Raw genomic sequence first — 18256 nt, 5'->3', positions numbered from 1 at the left:
TGCCCGGACGGCCGGACCGGAAAGGGCCTAGGCGACCGCCGCCAGGGTGTCGACCAGCCTGCGGCGGGCCGCGCGCATCGCGGGCAGCAGGGCGAGCGCGACGGCTCCCAGTACGGCCGCGGCCGCCAGCAGCACCAGCAGCACGGGCGAGGGCGCATGGGCGATGCCGGCGCCGATGCCGCTGGAGCGGCCCTCCGCGTCGATCAGCCAGCCGGCCAGCGGCACACCCAGTCCGGCACCCACCGTCACCGCGGCAAGCGCGGTGAAGCCGACCGCGGTCACCGTGACCGCGGTGATCTGGCGCGGTGACAGCCCGATCGCCTTCAGGGCGAGAAGGTCGCGTTCGCCTTCCCGTACGGTGCCGCCGATCACCGTGGAGACCTCGGTGAGCCCGATCAGGGCCAGCACGGCGATCAGGCCCGCCACGACTCCGCGCATGGCCGACAGCCGGTCGGCGGGGCTGGTGACCTCGTGGATGTCCAGCCGGCCACCAGAGGCTTCGGACAGAGCGGTGCGCACCTCGCCGGGGTCCGTGCCCGGCCGCAGTTGCACCTGGTAGAGGGTCGCCCGCAGGGCGGGATCGTTCTCGCGGAGGGTGTCGAGCGAGGTGGAGACGGTACGGCCGGCGTTCTCCGGCTCGATGCTGCGGCCGACGATGTGCAGCACCTGGGGGTGGCCGCCGACGGTCATCCTGACCCAGTCACCGACGTGCACACCGAGGAGATCGAGCAGTCCCTGTCCCGCTACGGCCTCGTCGGGTCCGGTGGCGGCGCGGCCCTCGGCGACCGAGTACGGGTAGGGCTGCTGCCGGGTGCCGAAGCCGCGCAGGGCGATGGTGCCGGTCTGGCCCGGGGCCAGGGCGGCGACCTCGACCCCGGGGTGTGCCGCGGCGACCCGGTCGTCACGCTCGATGAGGGCCTTTGCCTCGGTGTCGCCGAGGTCCTTGTCGGCGCGTGCGGTGAGCGCGGCGGCGAGTCCGAGCTCCTGGGGCCGGCTGTCGAAGCGGGCGATGGTGGTCCACGCGCTGAGTGCCACCGTGATCAGCAGCAGCGGCAGCGCCAGCCGGGCCACCGTGGCGGGTGTATGCCGTCCGCGTACGAAGGCCCGGTGGAAGCCGAGCACCAGCGCCGGGGGTACCCGAAGGCCCAGGGCGCTGCGTGCCGCGCCGGAGAGCCGGCCGCGTGCGCCGGGCGCGCCGACGAGTCCGGGCACCGGGGGTACCCGTCCCGCACGCCAGGCGGCGAGAGCGGTCGTGGCGCCGATGAACAGCACGGCACCGACGGGCACGGCGAGCAGCGCGGGGCTGTGGCCGGGCAGTCCCTGCCAGACGCCGACGGCTTCGCCGAGCCTGCCCGGGATACGGCTGCCGAGTGGGCCGGTGAGGGTGGTGGCGACGACCGCGCCGAGCGCGGCGAAGGCGAGGTGCTGGACCAGGAAGACCCGTACCACCTGGCCGGGGGTGAATCCGATGGCCTTGAGGATGGAGATGTCCCGCAGATGGCCGCGTACCCGGGTGCTGATCGCGCCGTAGACGGCGAGGGCCGCGGCGAGCAGGGCTCCGAGTCCGAAGAGGCCCAGCACCTGGCCGAGCAGCCGGGTGTCCCCCTGGGCCTCGGCCCGTGCCTGCCGCCAGTTCGACACGTCCGTGACGGCTCCGGCGCCGAGGCGGGTGACGGCACGCTGGACCGCGTAGTCGGTGTCGTCGGGGTCGGCCAGCAGCAGGCCGGTGACCTGGCCCGGGCGGTCCCCGCCACCTGCGGCTGCGGCGCGTACGGCACCGGCGGATGCCCAGACGGTGCCGGCGCGCTCTCCGGGGCGGTAGCGGGGCTCGGCGCTGTCGGCGACACCGACGACGGTGAGGATCTGCCCGGTCCCTGGCAGGGTGAGGGCGTCACCCGGCCCGACGACCAGGGCGCGGGCCAGGCTGCTCTCCAGGACGGCCCCGTCCGGGCTGCCGGCGGTCAGCCAGCGCCCGGAGGTGAGCAGGGGGCGGCCGGTGGCGGGCGGTTCGGTGCCCGCTCCGCGCAGTTCGACGGCGGCGCGTGCGCCCCGGGACTCGACAGTGGTGTGCGCGGTTCGGTAGGGCCCTGACACGGCGTCGACCCCGTCGAGTGCGGCGAGTGCGCTCGCGTCGGCGTCCGGCCCGGTGTGGATCCACACATGGGCCCCGTGGGACTGGGCGAACACCCGCTGCCAGGGGTTGGTGGCGTAACCGAAGAGCGCGGCGGCCAGCAGCAGTGCGGCGACGATCCCCGCGGTGGCCGAGACGATGAACAGCGCCTCGCCCCGGTGTGTGCGCAGATCGGCGTGCGCCCAGCGCAGTGTGGCCCGCACGGTCAGTCCTTCAGTTCGAGGACGTCGGACAGTCCGCCGCCCCTGGCCGGTGTGCCGCCGAGTTCGGCGTCGTCGGCTATGCGTCCGTCGAAGAAGCTGATGACCCGGTCGGCGGCGCTGGCCAGCCGGGCGTCGTGGGTGACCAGCAGGATCGTCTGGCCGCGCTGGTGGAAGCGGGAGAGCAGGCGCATCACCTCTCGGGTGGCCTTGCTGTCCAGGCTGCCCGCGGGTTCGTCGGCGAGCAGCAGTCGCGGGTGGTTCACCAGCGCGCGTGCGAGCGCCACCCGCTGCTGCTCACCACCGGAGAGCTCGCCGGGCATGCTGCGTGCCTTGCCCTCAAGGCCCAGCTCGGCGAGCAGCTTCTCCCGCTCGGCGCGGGCCTGCTTGGGGCTGGTCCCGGCGAGCAGTGCGGGCAGCTCGACATTGTCGGCCACGGTGAGGTTGGACACCAGATTGAAGAACTGGAAGACGATGCCGATCCGCCGCCGGCGCTCCAGCGCCCAGCGGGCCTCGCTGTAGGCGTCCGTGCACTCCCCGTCGAGCCAGATGCTGCCGCTGTCCGGGCGCTGGAGCCCGCCGAGCAGGTGCAGCAGGGTCGACTTGCCCGCGCCGGACGGGCCGGTGACGGCCACGAACTCGCCGTGGCCCACGGAGAGGTCCACTCCCCGTACGGCGTGGGCCGGCGCGCCCTCACCCTGGTGGGTCTTGACGAGGCCCGCAGCCCGCAGCAGGGGGGCGGCCGGGCCGGGTACCGCGGTGTCGCTCATTCCAGCCCTTCCAGTTCCTCCTGGCAGCGCTCGAGCCAGTCGAGGTCGGCCTGGAGGTGCAGCATGGCTCCCTCGATCAGCAGGTGCGCTATGCGGTTGTCCCGGGTCTCGCTCGCGGACAGCTTGGACAGATTGCGCATGGTGTTGAGGTATTCGCGGCGCTGTCTGTTGATGAGGGCGATCTGGTCGACGAGTCCGGTCCGGGGCGCGAGGGCGAGCTTCATGAAGAACTCGTCCCGCACCCGTGGCTCGTCCGCCGTCTCCTCGAACCAGGCGCGCAGCGCCTCCGTCCCGGCGTCGGTGAGGCGGTAGATCCTCTTGTTGGGCCTGTTCGACTGGGCGACGTCCTCGCCCTCGATGAGGCCCGATTTCTCCAGCCGGCCGAGGGTGACGTAGATCTGGCCGACGTTCGGCTGAGGGTACGCGGAGCCCAGCAGTTGCTCAAGGTCCTGCTTGAGCTCGTAGCCATGGGCCGGGCCCCGGGAGAGAAGTGCCAGGAGGGGCAGGCGCACGCGTGCTCTCCTCCCTTGCCGTTGTCCCGCTCTTCCCGATTCGCCATACCGGTCGGCATGCGATACCGGCCCTAGTATCGCCCATGCCTAACGGGTATACATGCCGTTGTCCGGAGTGACGAGGGCGACGAGGCCCGGGACCGAGGTACAGGGAGGAACCTATGCGGTGGATACGTGCCGCCGGTAGGGGTCTCCTGGTCGCGGCGGTCGTGATTGCGGGCTGTGTGTCGTCCGGTGCCGGGGCCGGAGGGCCGTCGGCGGAGGGTGCGCGCGGCGGCGGCCGGGGACCGGTGACGCTGGCTACGGCCGGTGTTCTCACCGGGTATCTCGAGCCCCTGCTGGAGGGCTGGAACCGGGGGCACCCCGGCGAGAGGGTCACGCTCGTGGAGCTGCCGGACTCGGCCGACGAGACCCGCGCCCAGATGACCACCGAGCTGCGCTCGGGTGCGGGCCGGTTCGACATCCTCAACATCGACGTGGCCTGGACCTCGGAGTTCGCCGCAGCGGGATGGATAGCCCCGCTGGAGCGCGGGCGCTTCCCACTGGACAGTTTCCTGCCGCCGGTCGTGGACACGGCCACGTACGAGGGCAGGCTGTACGCGGTTCCCTACGTCACGGACGCCGGGATGCTCTACTACCGCAAGGACATCCTCGATCGCGAGGGCGAGCGCCCACCGGGCAGCTGGGCGGAGCTGGAGCGCCAGGCCAGGACCATCGCCCCGCGATACGGGATCGGCGGCTACGCGGGTCAGTTCCTCCCGTACGAGGGGCTCACGGTCAACGCGACCGAGGCGGTCTACTCGGCGGGCGGCACAGTGCTCGGTGGCGACGGCCGGGTGACGCTGGACTCCCCCGCGGCACGTACCGGCATCGGTTTCCTCGCTCGCGGGGTGCGCGACGGCTGGATCCCCGAGGAAGCGCTCGGCTACAAGGAGGAGGAGTCCCGGCAGGCCTTCCAGGACGGCCGGCTGCTCTTCCTGCGCAACTGGCCCTACGCCTACGCGGGAGCGTCGGGGCCCGGCTCGCGGGTCGCGGGCAAGTTCGGCGCCGTACCCCTCCCGGGACCCCACGGAGCGGGGACGAGCGTGCTGGGCGGGTCCAATCTCGCCGTCAGCACCGGCGCCCGGCACCCGGAGACCGCGGGCGACCTGATCGCGTATCTCACCAGCGCCCCGGTGCAGCGCAAGGTGCTCACCGAGGGGGCGCTTCCCCCCGTGCGGGCTGCCCTCTACCAGGACCCGGCGCTCATCCGGGAGTTCCCCTATCTGCCCGCGCTGCGCAAGAGCGTGCTGGCGGCTGCTCCCCGGCCGAAGAGCGCGCGGTACGAGCAGGTGAGTCTGGCCGTGCAGGCGGTCGTTCACGACGCCATGGCCCAGCACCAGGGGCCGGACGCCGCTGTGCGCAGGCTGAGCGGCGAGCTGGCCGCCATCGCCCGGCGCGGCTGAGCCCGCACGGACATCATTACTTAACCGTTAGGCATTCAAGCCATGCCGCACGCCGTCATTTACGGCGGATAAAAACGGGCAATCCCCCCAACTTGCCGGTACAGCTCTGCATAACCGTTGACACCTGCGTGACACCGCTACTTAACATGAATGCATAACCGCTGGTCGTTCTTGGCTGCGGATGCTCCCTTCATGCAGAAGACACACGTGCAGAAACAGGTTCACGGGTGATGCTCACATCCACGGCCGGCGACGGTCTCCCACAGGGCGGCGCGCAGCGCCCCACACGGCACCACTGGTGGCGTGACGCGGTGATCTACCAGGTCTACGTCCGCAGTTTCCTCGACAGCACCGGCGACGGAATCGGCGATCTGGCGGGGGTCCGCGCCGGACTTCCGTACCTCAAGAAGCTCGGCGTCGACGGGATATGGCTGAGCCCGTTCTACCCCTCGCCGCAGCACGACCACGGCTACGACGTCGCGGACTACTGCGATGTGGATCCGGTGTTCGGCGACCTGGCCGAGTTCGGCCTGCTGGTCGCGGACGCGCACCGGCTCGGCATGAAGGTGCTGCTCGACATCGTCCCCAACCACTGCTCCAGCGAGCACGAGTGGTTCCGCGCGGCCCTCGCGTCGGGACCGGGCAGCGAGGCTCGGGCTCGCTTCCACTTCGCCGAGGGCCGCGGCCCCGGCGGCGACGTGCCGCCCAACAACTGGCATGCGATGTTCGGCGGGCCGGCCTGGAGCAGGGTCACCGAAACCGACGGCAGCCCCGGCCAGTGGTACCTCCACATGTTCACGCCCGAGCAGCCCGACCTGAACTGGCGCAACCCGGAGACGACCGCGTACTTCGAGCGCGTCCTGCGGTTCTGGCTGGACCATGGTGTCGACGGCTTCCGTATCGATGTGGCGGCAGGGCTCTACAAGCACCCCGATCTGCCCGACTCCTCCGACCCCGAGGCCGACGCCCGCACCCGCGACGCGGTCAATCCGCTGGCGTGGAACCAGCCCGAGGTGCACGATGTGTGGCGCCAATGGCGGTCGGTGTGCGAGCAGTACACCCTGCGGGACGGCCGCGAGCGGCTGCTGGTGGGCGAGGTCTCGGTGCCCACCGCGCGGGAACACGCCCGCTACGTGCGTCCGGACGAGCTGCACCAGGCCTTCTTCTTCGATCTGCTCTCGGCCCCCTGGGACGCCGGCGCCTTCCGCAAGGTGATCACCGAGGCCATGCAGGACATCGCGGGCACCGGCTCCACGGTCACCTGGGTGCTCAACAACCACGACCAGGTCCGCACCGTGACCCGTTACGGGGAGTCCGGCACCGAGGGCAGTGGACTCGGCGCCGCTCGGGCCAGGGCCGCCGCGCTGTTGATGCTGGCACTGCCCGGGGCCGCGTACATCTACCAAGGGGAGGAGCTGGGGCTGCCCGAGGTCGTCGACCTGCCGGACGAGGTCCTCACCGACCCGATCTTCCGGCGCACCGGCAGCCGGTCCCGGATCCGCGACGGCTGCCGGGTGCCGCTGCCGTGGTCCGGGCACGCCTCCCCGTTCGGCTTCACCTCGGGTGCCGAAGGGGCCAAGCCCTGGCTGCCGCAGCCCGGTTGGTTCGCCGAGCACGCCACTGACCGGGCGGTCGCCGACACCCGCTCGTTCTGGCACCTCTACCGCGACGGCCTCCAGCTCCGCCGGGGGCTGCCGCAGCTCGGCGAAGGAACCCTGCGCTGGCTGGAGTCGGCGCCCGGGGTGCTCGCCTTCGTCCGCGGTGACGGTCTCGTCTGCGCCGTCAACTTCGGCACCGCACCCGTGCCCGCGCCCGTCTCCGGAGCTCCGCTGCTCTCCAGCGGTCCCTGCCCGAACGGCGTACTGCCCGGATCCACCGCCGCCTGGTGGACCGGCGACGGCACCGGCCCCTGAACCAGCATCCCCTTCTCCCGTCGGTCCTGGTCCGTTCCCTTCGGTCCTCGTCCGAACTCGCCTGTCCCTCGCCCACCAAGGAGATCCCCGTCATGACGCGACGCCTCATACTCGCGGGCTGCACCGCGCTGACCCTGGCCCTCGGGGCCACCGCCTGTGGCAGCGGCCCCGTCACCACCGCGAACGGCGGCGACAAGTCGCTGAACGGCCAGACGATCACCGTCGCGGGGGTCTGGTCCGGCGCCGAGCAGAAGAACTTCCAGAAGGTGCTCGACGCCTTCAGCGCCAAGACCGGAGCCAAGGCCCAGTTCGTCTCCACCGGCGACAACGTCTCCACCGTGGTGGGCAGCAAGATCGAGGGCGGCAACGCACCCGATGTGGTGATGGTGCCGCAGGTCGGTGTGCTCCAGCAGTTCGCGAAGAACGGCTGGCTCACCCCGCTCTCCAAGACGGCCGAGAAGTCCGTGGACACCGACTTCGCCAGTGTGTGGAAGCACTACGGAAGCGTCGAGAACACGCTGTACGGGGTGTACTTCAAGGCCGCGCACAAGTCCACCGTCTGGTACAGCCCGGACGCCCTGGACCAGGCCGGGGTCAAGGCGCCGAAGACCTACGCGGAGCTCCTCAAGGCCGGGCGGGCGGTGTCCGACTCGGGTCTCTCCGCGTTCGCGGTCGCGGGTGAGGACGGCTGGACCCTCACCGACTGGTTCGAGAACATCTATCTGTCCCAGGCGGGTCCCCAGACGTATGACCAGCTCGCCGGGCACAGCATCCCGTGGACCGATCCGAGCGTGGTCAAAGCCCTCACCACCCTCGGCAAGCTGTTCGCCGACAAACAGCTGATCGCGGGCGGCCAGAAGGGCGCGCTGAGCACGGACTTCCCCGGATCCGTGGAGAAGGTCTTCGGCCCCGACCCGGAAGCCGGGATGGTCTACGAGGGCGACTTCGTCGCCGGTGTGGCCAAGGACCAGTTCGGCCGAAAGATCGGCGAGGACGCCGCCTTCTTCCCCTTCCCGGCGGTCGACGGCGGCGACGCGCCCGTGGTCAGTGGCGGTGACGCCGCGGTCGCCCTGGAGGACGGGAAGAACAAGAAGGCCGCCATGGCCTTCGTGGAGTTCCTGGCCACGCCCGAGGCCGCTGCCGTGTGGGCCGAGGCGGGTGGTTTCCTGTCCCCCAACAAGAAGCTGGACCTCAAGTCCTACGGCGATGACACCACCCGTCAGACGGCCAAGTCACTGATCGACGCCGGAGACTCCGTCCGCTTCGACATGTCCGACCAGGCGCCCGCGGCGTTCGGCGGGACGAAGGGCGCGGGCGAGTGGAAGCTGCTCCAGGACTTCCTGCGCGACCCGTCGGATCCGAAGGGCACCGCGGCCAAGCTCGAGGACGCGGCGACCAAGGCGTACAAGGGCTGACGATCATGACCGCTGCCACCTCCACATCACCGAAGGCGGGCCCCCTCCCGGGGCCCGCCGGGGCCGCCGGTCCCGGGCGCACCCCCCGGCACGACCCCCGCCGCCGCGCCCAGCGCCGTCGGCGGACCGTCTCCGTGGCCTTCGTGCTGCCCGCGCTGCTGCTGCTCGGCGCGCTGGTCGTCTATCCCGTGCTGTTCTCCGTCGGCCGGAGCTTCTTCGACGCCGGTGGCACACGCTTCGTCGGCGGCGAGAACTACGCCGAGATGTTCCGCGACCCGGCCACCCTCAAGGCGGTCCGCAACAGCGCCATCTGGGTGGTCATCGCCCCGACTCTGCTCACCGGTCTGGGACTGATCCTGGCCGTGCTGGTCGAGAAGGTCCGCTGGGCCACGGCGTTCAAACTGCTCCTGTTCATGCCGATGGCGGTGTCCTTCCTCGCCGCGGGCATCATCTTCCGGCTCGCCTACGAAGAGGACCCCGACAAGGGGGTGCTGAACGCCGCCGTCGTCGGGGTGCATGACGCCGTCAAGGGCTCGTCCTCGTATCCGACCGCCCGCGCCCGGGACGGCCAGGGGCTGACGAAGGGACCCGACGGGTCGTACAGCACATCGGGCACGGTGTCCCCCGGCGGACAGAGCATCGCCCTCGGGCTTGTCGGCGTGCCGCCGAAGGAACTGTCCGCGGACGCACGGCCCGCGCAGCCGGCGGCGAGCCGCGAAGCCGGGCCGGGTGAACTGCTGGGCGTGGCCTATCTCGACTTCACACCGGGCGGCGGCGGCGAGCAGGGCCGGGTGGACCCGAAGGAGAGCGGACTGCCGGAACTGACGGTCGAGGCGCTACGCGACGGGCGCCCGGTCGCCACCGCCACCACCGCATCGGACGGCTCCTTCCGCTTCCCCGGCCTGGCAGCCGGCTCCTACACCGTGCGGCTGCCCGCGCAGAACTTCGCCCCGCCCTACGAGGGGGTGTCCTGGCTCGGCCCGGCGCTGGTCACCCCGGCGATCATCGGCGCGTACCTGTGGATCTGGACCGGCTTCGCGATGGTGCTCATCGGCGCGGGCCTGTCGTCCCTGCCGCGCGACGTGCTCGAAGCCGCCCGGATGGACGGTGCCGGCGAGTGGCAGGTGTTCCGCAGGATCACCGTGCCGCTGCTCGCGCCCATCCTGACCGTGGTCTTCGTGACCCTGGTCATCAATGTGATGAAGGTCTTCGACCTCGTCTACATCATCGCGCCCGGGCCGGTGCAGGAAGACGCCACCGTGCTGGCCACCCAGATGTGGCTGGTCTCCTTCGGCGGCGGCAACAACCAGGGGCTCGGCAGTGCGCTGGGCGTGCTGCTCCTGCTGCTGGTCATCCCTGCCATGGTCTTCAACGTCCGCCGCTTTCGCAGGAGCCAGTCATGAGCGCCACCGTCACCGAACCGGCTGTCACGAAGCAAGCGCCGACCGGTCGCCGCAGCGCTCGGAGGCGCTCCGGGAGCAGGCTGGGGAAGTGGCTCGGCAACGGCGTTGTCCAAGCGCTCCTGGTGGTCATCGGGCTCGTATGGATCACTCCGCTGGCCGGTCTGCTGCTGTCCTCACTGCGCTCGGCGCAGGACAGCGCGGGCAGCGGCTGGTGGACCGCGCTGTCCTCGCCCGGGCAGCTGTCGTTCGACAACTACTCGGCGCTGCTCGGCAACGCGGGGATGACCCAGGCCTTCTGGAACACGGTCATGATCTCGGTGCCCGCGACGGCCCTGGTCATCGTGATCGCGGCGCTGGCGGGCTATGCCTTCGCCTGGCTGGAGTTCCCGGGCCGGGACTGGCTGTTCCTGCTGGTGGTGGCCATGCTGGTGGTGCCCGTCCAGGTGGGTCTGCTGCCGGTGGCCAAGCTGTTCGGCCAGTTGGGTCTGTTCGGCACGATCCCCGGTGTGGTGCTCTTCCACGTCGCCTACGGGCTGCCGTTCGCCGTCTTCCTGCTGCGCAACTACTTCGCCGACATCCCGCGCGAGATGCTGGAGGCGGCGCGGATGGACGGCGGCAGCGAGTGGCGGATCTTCACCCGGCTGGTGCTGCCGGTGGGCCGTCCGGCGATCGCGAGTCTGGCGATCTTCCAGTTCCTGTGGGTGTGGAACGACATGCTCGTGGCACTGCTCTTCGCGGACAGCTCATCGCAGCCCCTCACCGTGGAACTCCAGTCGCAGGTGCGCCAGTTCGGCAGCAATATCGATGTGCTCGCGCCCGGTGCGTTCCTGTCCCTGATCGTGCCCGTGGTGGTCTTCTTCGCCTTCCAGCGGCACTTCGTGCAGGGGGTGATGGCGGGCTCGGTCAAGTGAGCGGGCTGCGCTTCGACAGCGCGTTCGGCTGCGACAGCAGTGACAGCGCTGACAGCCTTGCCGGTGGTGACGGCAGTCCGCCCCGTCGGTGCCTCACGGGGGTGGGCATCGACGGGGCGGACTGCTAGCGCGGCGGCTCAGGGGTGGTTCACGAGCGGTACAGCAGCGACTTCATGGCCGTCATGAGCGCCGCTTCGGGGTCGGACTCCATCCCCGTCGAGCGCCACGCCATGAACCCGTCGGGGCGGACCACGACCGCGCCCTCGGGGGACGCGCCGTGCGACTCGGCCCAGTCGAAGCCGGTTTCGGGGATCAGATCGGCCTCGGGATCCTCACCCACGAGGTAGGCGTCCAGCGGGCACGAGAGCCGGTCTGCCACCGTACGCGCCGCCGCACGCCACGCCGCACCGCCCGAACCGGTCAGCAGTACGTACGACCGCTCGAACAGGTCCAGCGTGGAGATCCGGCGCTGGGTGCCGGGCTTGTGCAGCCACATGTGCGGCGAACGGGCGCCGGGCTCCCCGACGACCTGGATCCCCTTGGGGATGACGGGCATGTCGGCGTCGGCCCCGATGACGGCACCGTGCGGGTAGCGGTAGCCCATCGCGACGGCGAGCATCCCGCCGGGGCTGCCGTTGGGACCACCGGCGATGCTCGGGCCGCCGGGTCCGCCCGGGCCACCCATCCCCGGACCGCCGGGGCCACCGGGGCCACCGGGGCCACCGGGGCCACCCATACCCGGACCACCGGGACCGCCAGGACCACCCATGCCCGGACCGCCGGGACCGCCGCCGCGGCCCGCCACCGACGACGGGTCGTAGCCGGGGTGGCTGTGCTCCTCCGACCTGCTCGACGCCCGCATACCCGTGGCCCTGGCCACCGGCAGCCGCTCCGCCTCGTAGCTGTCGAGCAGCCCGGGACCCGCGGCGCCGCCCAGCACCATGGCGAGCTTCCAGGCGAGGTTGTGCGCGTCCTGGATACCGGTGTTGGAGCCGAACGCCCCGGTGGGCGACATCTCGTGGCAGGAGTCGCCTGCGAGGAACACCCGGCCCGACGCGTACCGCTCGGACACCCGTTCGGCGGCGTGCCAGGGGGCCTTTCCGGTGATCTCGACGTCGATGTCCGGGGCGCCGGTCGCCTTGCGGATGTGGGCGATACAGCGCTCCTCGGTGAAGTCCTCCAGCTTCTCGCCCTTGTCGGGCTGCCAGGGCGCGTGGAAGACCCAGTTCTCCACGTTGTCCACGGGCAGCAGGGCGCCGTCCGCCTCGGGGTTGGTGAGGTAGCAGACGATGAAGCGGCGGTCACCGACGACATCCGCGAGCGCGCGGGACCGGAAGGTGACGCTGACGTTGTGGAACAGGTCGCCGAGCCCCGTCTGGCCGATGCCGAGCTGCTCGCGCACGGGACTGCGGGGGCCGTCGGCCGCCACGAGGTAGTCCGCCCGGACGACGCGGGTCCGGCCGCTCTCGCGGTCCTCGATGACCGCGGTGACACCGTCGGCGTCCTGCTCGAACGACTTCATCTCGGTGGAGTAGCGCAGGTCGCCGCCGTTCTTGCGGGCACACTCCAGCAGCACCGGCTCCAGGTCGTTCTGGCTGCACACGCACCAGCCGGAGGGACTGATACGGGTCAGTCCGTCGCCCGGGGCGATCTCCTTGAGCAGCCACTCGCCCTCGTCGCCGACCAGTGACGGGGTCTGGAGGATGCCGTGGTTGCCGGCGAGTGCGGATGCGGCCTCGTGGATGAGCGGTTCGGCCCCCGCCACCCTGAACAGCTCCATGGTGCGTACGTTGTTGCCGCGACCGCGCGGATGCCTCGAGGTGCTCGCATGCCGCTCGACGAGCATGTGCCCGACGCCGAGCCGGCCCAGGAACAGCGATGTGGACAGGCCCACCAGCGAGCCGCCCACGATCAGGACCGGTACACGGTCGTCGAAGTTTTCTTCCATCAGTTGCTCCAGCTCCAGCCGCCGGTTGGGGGGATTGGAGTTTCCATGCCCTTGCGGGAGCGCCTCGATCGCCCCTTCACCCGCATGGTTCACACATCTCGCGCCACCCGTGGTATCGGCACAGGATCGAAGCCGGACAGCCGCATCGCCTGGGCGCTGATCGGCGGTTCCAATGCGTCGGACCCCTTACTCCGAACCCCGGAGAGCCGGCTCCGTCACTTCGGTGGCGGCTTCACTGTCTCGAAGGAGATGCGTGGAACATGACAACTCTGTCGGAACGTATATCTCAGTCGGCCTTCGACGGCTCCAGGCTGCGGGTCGTACTGCTGGTGGATCTTCATGACGGTGCGCAGCAGAGCTTTCTCGCCGCGTACGAGCACATGCGCAACCAGGTGGCTTCGGTACCCGGCCACCTGAGTGACCAGCTGTGCCAGTCGATCGAGAATCCTTCGCAGTGGCTGATCACCAGTGAGTGGGAGAGCGCGCCGCCGTTCATCGAGTGGGTGAACAGCGAGGAGCACGTCGACGTGGTGAAGCCGCTGCACAGCTGTGTGCGGGACACCCGTTCGCTGCGCTTCAGCGTGCTGCGTGAGACGGGCAAGATCCACACGGAGGCCCGTGCCTCGGAGCTCGGCGGTGCACTTCAGCCATACGCGCGGATGGGTGACGGCATCGTCCGACACGCCCTCACCTTTACCGTCAAGCCGGGCAGCGAGGAGATCGTCGCCGAGCTCCTCGCCGGTTACAAGTCACCCGAGCCACGGGTGGACGACAACACCCGGTTGCGCCGTACCTCCCTGTTCATGCACCGCAACCGGGTCATCCGCGCGGTGGAGGTGCAGGGCGATCTGCTCGCCGCGCTGCGCCATGTGGCCAGGCAGCCCGAGGTGCAGGCGCTCGAGGAAGCCATCAACCCCTATCTGGAGCAGTACCGCGACCTCAACGACCAGGAGTCGGCACGGATGTTCTTCACCCGGGCCTCGCTTCCGGCGGTGCACCATCTGGCGGCCGTCGAGGGCGAGCACTCGGACTCGAAGCGACACGCGCTGTACTACCCGGCCAAGCAGGGTTGCGGCATGGCTCTGGCCAAGCTCCTCGCCCGTCAGGACGAGGTAGCCGCCCACGACCCCTCCGGGGTCATCGAGAGCAGCACCATCTTCCTGCGCGACGACGTCGTCATCCGGCTCGTCGACGTGCGGGGCGGTCTTGAAGCCGCTCCGATGCTCGCGGGAGGAGCGCACGGTCCCCGCAAGGCGGCCATGGTGGCCCGTCTTCTCGACGAGGACGCGTTCGGCGGCGGTTCTCCGGCGACGGATGCGGACATGCTCCGTTTCCTCGCTCGCGCCGACATGCGCCTGATCACCGATCGCCGGTCCCCCGTCGGTCCCTGAACCGTCCGTCATGCGCCGCGCGGTGCGGCGCGCCGGGCCCATCCGGTCCGCCGCACCGCCGGCCCAACGCCATCCGGCCACGTGGAGGAATCTCATGACCACACCTCATCGCATCGTCGATCTCAGCGAGACCCAGCCCAACACCAAGCGCGGAGGCGACCTGCGCGCCATGCTCACGCCCACCACGGTGGGCGCGACGAGCGGGTTCATGGGCCTGGCGATCGTGGAGCCCGGCGACCGCATCGGTGAGCACTACCACCCGTACTCCGAGGAGTTCGTGTACGTCGTCAGCGGAGCACTCGAAGTGGACCTGGACGACGAGACGTACGCGCTCCGCCCGGACCAGGGTCTGCTGATCCCCGCGTATGTACGGCACCGGTTCCGCAACGTGGGCAGCACGGAGGCCCGGATGGTGTTCCATCTGGGCCCGCTGGCGCCACGGCCGGAGCTCGGACACGTCGACACCGAGGAGACCCCGGCCAAGGCCGGTACCGGAGGGCACCGGCCGCCCGAACGGACAAGGACGGCTTCATGACACGGCGGGTAGCGGTCACCGGCGTCGGCATAGTGGCGCCGGGAGGTGTGGGCATACCGGCGTTCTGGGACCTTCTGGCCAACGGACGCACGGCGACGCGCGGTATCACGCTCTTCGACCCGAAGGGCTTCCGTTCGCGCATCGCCGCGGAGTGCGACTTCGACCCGGCCACCCACGGCCTCGACCCGGCGACGATCCAGCGCGCGGACCGGTACGTCCAGTTCGCGCTGGTCGCGGCCAGGGAGGCGCTGCGCGACGCGGGGCTCGACCCGGATCGGGAAGACCCCTGGCGCATCGGTGTCTCCCTGGGCACCGCGGTGGGCGGCACCACCCGCCTGGAGCACGACTACGTCAAGGTCAGCAGCTCCGGGCGGCGCTGGGACGTCGACCACAGCGAGGCCGAGCCGCATCTGCACCGGGCGTTCGCGCCCAGCGCCCTCGCCTCCGAGGTGGCCGAGCAGACCGGGGCCCGGGGCCCGGTGCAGACCGTGTCCACGGGCTGCACCTCCGGTCTGGACGCGATCGGCTACGCCTTCCACGCGATAGAGGAGGGGAAGGTCGACGTCTGCATAGCGGGCGCGTCCGACTCGCCGATCTCCCCGATCACCGTGGCCTGCTTCGACGCGATCAAGGCGACCTCCGCGAACAACGACGACCCGGCCCATGCCTCGCGCCCGTTCGACGCGAACCGGGACGGGTTCGTGATGGGCGAGGGCGGAGCCGTCCTCGTCCTGGAGGAGCTCGAGCACGCCCGTGCCCGGGGTGCCACCGTGTACTGCGAGGTAGGCGGCTACGCCACCTTCGGCAACGCGTACCACATGACGGGTCTGACCCGGGAGGGCCTGGAGATGGCCCGCGCGATCGACACCGCGCTCGATCACGCCCGGCTCGACGGCTCGGACATCGACTACGTCAACGCGCACGGTTCGGGCACCCAGCAGAACGACCGGCACGAGACGGCCGCCGTCAAGGAGTCGCTCGGAGCACACGCCTACAAGGTGCCGATGAGTTCCATCAAGTCCATGGTGGGCCACTCGCTCGGGGCCATCGGGGCGATAGAGATCGTCGCCTGCGTGCTGGCACTGGCCAATCAGGTGGTGCCGCCGACGGCGAACTACGAGACGCCCGACCCCGAGTGCGATCTCGATTATGTGCCGCGCACGGCGCGCGCCCTCAAGCTGCGCAATGTGCTCTCGGTCGGCAGCGGCTTCGGCGGGTTCCAGTCCGCCGTGGTGCTGACCCGGCCAGGAGGGAGGACAAGATGAGTCCTCGGCAGGACCGGCGTCCGGTCATCACCGGAATGGGTGTCGTCGCCCCCAACGGGGTCGGCACCGACGCCTTCTGGAAGGCCACACGGGAAGGCCTGAGCGTCCTCGACCACATCACCCGGGAAGGTTGCGAGCATCTGCCGGTGCGTATCGCCGGCGAGGTCCGCGGCTTCGCACCCGAGTCCGTGGTGGAGGAACGTTTCCTTGTACAGACCGACCGGTTCACGCACTTCGCCATGGCCGCCGCCGACATGGCGCTGGCGGATGCGCGGATCGCCCCGGGCGACAGCGCCGACAACCCGTTCGGCGTAGGAGTGGTCACCGCCGCCGGATCCGGTGGCGGTGAATTCGGCCAGCGCGAGCTGCAACGCCTGTGGGGGCAGGGCTCGCGCTATGTGGGCCCTTACCAGTCCATCGCCTGGTTCTACGCGGCGAGTACGGGACAGATCTCGATCCGCGGCGGCTTCAAGGGCCCCTGCGGTGTCGTGGCCAGCGACGAGGCGGGCGGTCTGGACGCCCTCGCGCACGCCGGGCGGGCGATCGCCCGGGGCACCAACACCGTGGTCATCGGCGCGGCCGAGGCACCCCTCGCCCCGTACTCGCTCGTCTGCCAGCTCGGCTACCGGGAGCTCAGCCTGTGCGAGGAGGCGGAGCGGGCCTACCGCCCGTTCACCCCCAGCGCCTGCGGCTTCGTACCCGCCGAGGGCGGCGCGATGCTCGTGGTCGAGGCGGAGGCCGCAGCTCGTGAGCGCGGCGTCCCGGTGCGCGCGGTCGTGGCGGGACATGCCGCGACCTTCACCGGCGCCTCACGCTGGCAGCAGTCCCGCGAAGGTCTGGCCCACGCGATCCGTGGTGCCCTCGCGGACGCCGAGTGTGCCCCCGAGGAGATCGATGTCGTGTTCGCGGACGCACTCGGTATCCCCGAGGCGGACCGGGCCGAGGCCATGGCGATCGCCGACGCCCTGGGCCCGCACTGCGCACGTGTCCCGGTCACGGCCCCCAAGACCGGTACGGGCAGGGCCTACTGCGGGGCTCCGGTGCTGGACACCGCCGCCGCGGTGCTCGCTCTCCAGGACGGCCTCGTCCCGCCCACACCCAATGTGTTCGACGTATGCCACGACCTGGAAGTGGTGACCGGCCGGGCGCGGCCCGCCGAACTGCGTACGGCCCTGATCCTCAGCCGGGGACTCATGGGCTCGAACGCGGCGCTGGTGCTCAGGCGCGGCGCCGACAACCCCTCGTGAGACGGAGGACTCTCACATGACCACGCAAATCACCAAGCTGACCATCGAAGAACTGGCCGCCCTGATGAAGAAGGGTGCCGGCATCACGGTCGATCCGGCGGAGATGGGCGGCCGTCCCGAGGCCCGGTTCGACGAGTACGGGCTCGACTCGCTCGGCCTGCTGGGCATCGTCGGCGAGCTGGAGAACCGCTACGGCCGCCCACTGCCCACCGACGCGGACCGCTGCAAGACGCCGCGTGAGTTCCTCGACCTCGTCAACAACTCCCTCATGGCAGGAGCGTGAAGTGTCCGGGCACACCGAGAACCAGATCACCATCGAGGCACCGCTCGATCTCGTCTGGAACATGACCAACGACATCGAGAACTGGCCCCAGCTCTTCAGCGAGTACGCGTCCGTGGACATCGTCGAGCGCGACCGGAACACCACCACGTTCCGGCTGACCATGCACCCCGACGAGAACGGCAAGGTCTGGAGCTGGGTGTCGGAGCGCACCACTGACCGCAAGGCGCTGACGGTGCGCGCCCGGCGCGTCGAGACCGGCCCGTTCCAGCACATGGACATCCGCTGGACGTACAAGGAGACCCCGCAGGGTGTCCTGATGCACTGGACCCAGGACTTCGCGATGAAGCCGGACGCCCCGGTCGACGACGACTGGATGACCGACAACATCAACCGCAACTCCAAGGTCCAGATGCAGCTCATCCGGGACAAGATCGAGCAGCGGGCGCGCGAGCGCGACGTCGTCGCGGTCACCACCGACTGACCCACGCCCGTACCCACCGAAGGGACCCTCCCCGATGCACCAAGCTCTGATCGTCGCCCGCATGGCACCCGGCACGGCCCCTGACATCGCCAAGGTGTTCGAGGAATCCGACCGGGGTGAGCTGCCGGGCCTCGTCGGGGTCACCCGGCGGACGTTGTTCCAGTTCGGCGATGTCTACCTGCATCTGATCGAGTCGGACCGCCCGCCCGGACCCGCGGTCGCCAAGGTCGTGGATCACCCTGACTTCCGCGACGTGAGCCACAAGCTCTCCGCGTACGTCAGCGCCTACGACCCGGAGACCTGGCGGAGCCCGAAGGACGCGATGGCCCACGAGTTCTACCGCTGGGAGCGCCGGACCTGACGGCCTGCAGGGAACAGCGCAGAGCCCCCGTCCGTAGACGGGGGC

16 protein-coding genes are annotated in these 18256 nt (G+C 70.5%); 12 read left to right on the top strand and 4 right to left on the bottom strand.

Features of this window, described 5'->3' with window-relative positions:
* Nucleotides 1-27: 27 nt before the first annotated feature.
* From ACFV6V_RS24195 to ACFV6V_RS24185, 3 genes are read right to left on the bottom strand one after another with little or no spacing between them, the layout of a single operon-like run.
* A complete protein-coding gene (locus ACFV6V_RS24195) occupies nucleotides 28-2334 on the bottom strand; it encodes an ABC transporter permease (RefSeq protein WP_385568567.1) in 2307 nt (768 codons plus the stop codon).
* Nucleotides 2335-2336: 2 nt separating this feature from the next.
* On the bottom strand, nucleotides 2337-3101 hold the full coding sequence (locus ACFV6V_RS24190; protein ID WP_385568564.1) for an ABC transporter ATP-binding protein: 765 nt from the start codon (nucleotides 3099-3101) through the stop codon (nucleotides 2337-2339).
* A complete protein-coding gene (locus ACFV6V_RS24185) occupies nucleotides 3098-3613 on the bottom strand; it encodes a PadR family transcriptional regulator (protein ID WP_385568562.1) in 516 nt (171 codons plus the stop codon). The genes ACFV6V_RS24190 and ACFV6V_RS24185 overlap by 4 nt, the downstream gene beginning before the upstream one ends.
* Before the next feature lie 161 nt (nucleotides 3614-3774).
* On the opposite strand from ACFV6V_RS24185, the gene ACFV6V_RS24180 reads away from it, so the two are divergent.
* From ACFV6V_RS24180 to ACFV6V_RS24160, 5 genes are all read left to right on the top strand, one after another.
* Nucleotides 3775-5058, top strand: a complete 1284-nt coding sequence (locus ACFV6V_RS24180) for an ABC transporter substrate-binding protein (RefSeq protein ID WP_385568559.1) — start codon at nucleotides 3775-3777, stop codon at nucleotides 5056-5058.
* A 230-nt stretch (nucleotides 5059-5288) separates the two neighbouring features.
* Nucleotides 5289-6971, top strand: coding sequence for a glycoside hydrolase family 13 protein (locus ACFV6V_RS24175; RefSeq protein WP_385568556.1), 1683 nt, complete (start codon nucleotides 5289-5291; stop codon nucleotides 6969-6971).
* Between the two features lie 92 nt (nucleotides 6972-7063).
* On the top strand, nucleotides 7064-8386 hold the full coding sequence (locus ACFV6V_RS24170; protein ID WP_385568553.1) for an ABC transporter substrate-binding protein: 1323 nt from the start codon (nucleotides 7064-7066) through the stop codon (nucleotides 8384-8386).
* Nucleotides 8387-8391: 5 nt separating this feature from the next.
* Entirely contained in the window at nucleotides 8392-9789 is a 1398-nt protein-coding gene (locus tag ACFV6V_RS24165; RefSeq protein WP_385568551.1) for an ABC transporter permease subunit, read from the top strand.
* Nucleotides 9786-10700, top strand: a complete 915-nt coding sequence (locus tag ACFV6V_RS24160; RefSeq protein ID WP_385568549.1) for a carbohydrate ABC transporter permease — start codon at nucleotides 9786-9788, stop codon at nucleotides 10698-10700. Before ACFV6V_RS24165 ends, ACFV6V_RS24160 begins: the two co-directional genes overlap by 4 nt.
* 148 nt (nucleotides 10701-10848) lie before the next feature.
* Here the strand turns inward: ACFV6V_RS24160 and ACFV6V_RS24155 are convergent, their stop codons facing one another.
* Nucleotides 10849-12648, bottom strand: a complete 1800-nt coding sequence (locus ACFV6V_RS24155) for an FAD-dependent oxidoreductase (protein WP_385568546.1) — start codon at nucleotides 12646-12648, stop codon at nucleotides 10849-10851.
* 260 nt (nucleotides 12649-12908) lie between these two features.
* Here ACFV6V_RS24155 and ACFV6V_RS24150 point away from each other — a divergent pair, with 260 nt between their 5' ends.
* The 7 genes from ACFV6V_RS24150 (at nucleotide 12909) to ACFV6V_RS24120 (ending at nucleotide 18211) form a co-directional block, all read left to right on the top strand.
* Entirely contained in the window at nucleotides 12909-14039 is a 1131-nt protein-coding gene (locus ACFV6V_RS24150; RefSeq protein ID WP_361282381.1) for a SchA/CurD-like domain-containing protein, read from the top strand.
* Nucleotides 14040-14133: 94 nt separating this feature from the next.
* Entirely contained in the window at nucleotides 14134-14574 is a 441-nt protein-coding gene (locus tag ACFV6V_RS24145) for a cupin domain-containing protein (protein ID WP_385568543.1), read from the top strand.
* Nucleotides 14571-15839: a beta-ketoacyl-[acyl-carrier-protein] synthase family protein gene (locus ACFV6V_RS24140; protein ID WP_385568541.1), complete on the top strand. Its 1269-nt coding sequence runs from the start codon at nucleotides 14571-14573 to the stop codon at nucleotides 15837-15839. Before ACFV6V_RS24145 ends, ACFV6V_RS24140 begins: the two co-directional genes overlap by 4 nt.
* A complete protein-coding gene (locus ACFV6V_RS24135) occupies nucleotides 15836-17086 on the top strand; it encodes a ketosynthase chain-length factor (protein ID WP_385568538.1) in 1251 nt (416 codons plus the stop codon). Before ACFV6V_RS24140 ends, ACFV6V_RS24135 begins: the two co-directional genes overlap by 4 nt.
* A 16-nt stretch (nucleotides 17087-17102) precedes the next feature.
* Complete coding sequence (locus ACFV6V_RS24130; RefSeq protein WP_361282389.1) at nucleotides 17103-17369, top strand: acyl carrier protein; 267 nt, start codon at nucleotides 17103-17105, stop codon at nucleotides 17367-17369.
* A 1-nt stretch (nucleotide 17370) separates the two neighbouring features.
* The gene (locus ACFV6V_RS24125) at nucleotides 17371-17850 is read left to right on the top strand and encodes an SRPBCC family protein (RefSeq protein WP_385568536.1); all 480 of its coding nucleotides are present in this window, start codon (nucleotides 17371-17373) and stop codon (nucleotides 17848-17850) included.
* Nucleotides 17851-17884: 34 nt separating this feature from the next.
* Nucleotides 17885-18211 carry a TcmI family type II polyketide cyclase gene (locus tag ACFV6V_RS24120; RefSeq protein ID WP_361282393.1) on the top strand — a complete coding sequence of 109 codons (327 nt, stop codon included), beginning with the start codon at nucleotides 17885-17887 and terminating at the stop codon, nucleotides 18209-18211.
* Nucleotides 18212-18256 lie beyond the last annotated feature (45 nt).

It is taken from the genome of Streptomyces sp. NPDC059828, from assembly GCF_042731955.1.
GTDB lineage: Bacteria > Actinomycetota > Actinomycetes > Streptomycetales > Streptomycetaceae > Streptomyces.
This window is presented reverse-complemented; position numbering and strand designations above follow the sequence as displayed.

Excerpts from the sequence above, each read along its gene's own strand:
- ACFV6V_RS24190 (WP_385568564.1), bottom strand. The coding sequence starts at position 3,101 with ATGAGCGACACCGCGGTACCCGGCCCGGCCGCCCCCCTGCTGCGGGCT.
- ACFV6V_RS24180 (WP_385568559.1), top strand. The coding sequence starts at position 3,775 with ATGCGGTGGATACGTGCCGCCGGTAGGGGTCTCCTGGTCGCGGCGGTC.
- ACFV6V_RS24175 (WP_385568556.1), top strand. The coding sequence starts at position 5,289 with ATGCTCACATCCACGGCCGGCGACGGTCTCCCACAGGGCGGCGCGCAG.
- ACFV6V_RS24170 (WP_385568553.1), top strand. The coding sequence starts at position 7,064 with ATGACGCGACGCCTCATACTCGCGGGCTGCACCGCGCTGACCCTGGCC.
- ACFV6V_RS24165 (WP_385568551.1), top strand. The coding sequence starts at position 8,392 with ATGACCGCTGCCACCTCCACATCACCGAAGGCGGGCCCCCTCCCGGGG.
- ACFV6V_RS24160 (WP_385568549.1), top strand. The coding sequence starts at position 9,786 with ATGAGCGCCACCGTCACCGAACCGGCTGTCACGAAGCAAGCGCCGACC.
- ACFV6V_RS24155 (WP_385568546.1), bottom strand. The coding sequence starts at position 12,648 with ATGGAAGAAAACTTCGACGACCGTGTACCGGTCCTGATCGTGGGCGGC.
- ACFV6V_RS24150 (WP_361282381.1), top strand. The coding sequence starts at position 12,909 with ATGACAACTCTGTCGGAACGTATATCTCAGTCGGCCTTCGACGGCTCC.
- ACFV6V_RS24145 (WP_385568543.1), top strand. The coding sequence starts at position 14,134 with ATGACCACACCTCATCGCATCGTCGATCTCAGCGAGACCCAGCCCAAC.
- ACFV6V_RS24140 (WP_385568541.1), top strand. The coding sequence starts at position 14,571 with ATGACACGGCGGGTAGCGGTCACCGGCGTCGGCATAGTGGCGCCGGGA.
- ACFV6V_RS24135 (WP_385568538.1), top strand. The coding sequence starts at position 15,836 with ATGAGTCCTCGGCAGGACCGGCGTCCGGTCATCACCGGAATGGGTGTC.
- ACFV6V_RS24130 (WP_361282389.1), top strand. The coding sequence starts at position 17,103 with ATGACCACGCAAATCACCAAGCTGACCATCGAAGAACTGGCCGCCCTG.
- ACFV6V_RS24120 (WP_361282393.1), top strand. The coding sequence starts at position 17,885 with ATGCACCAAGCTCTGATCGTCGCCCGCATGGCACCCGGCACGGCCCCT.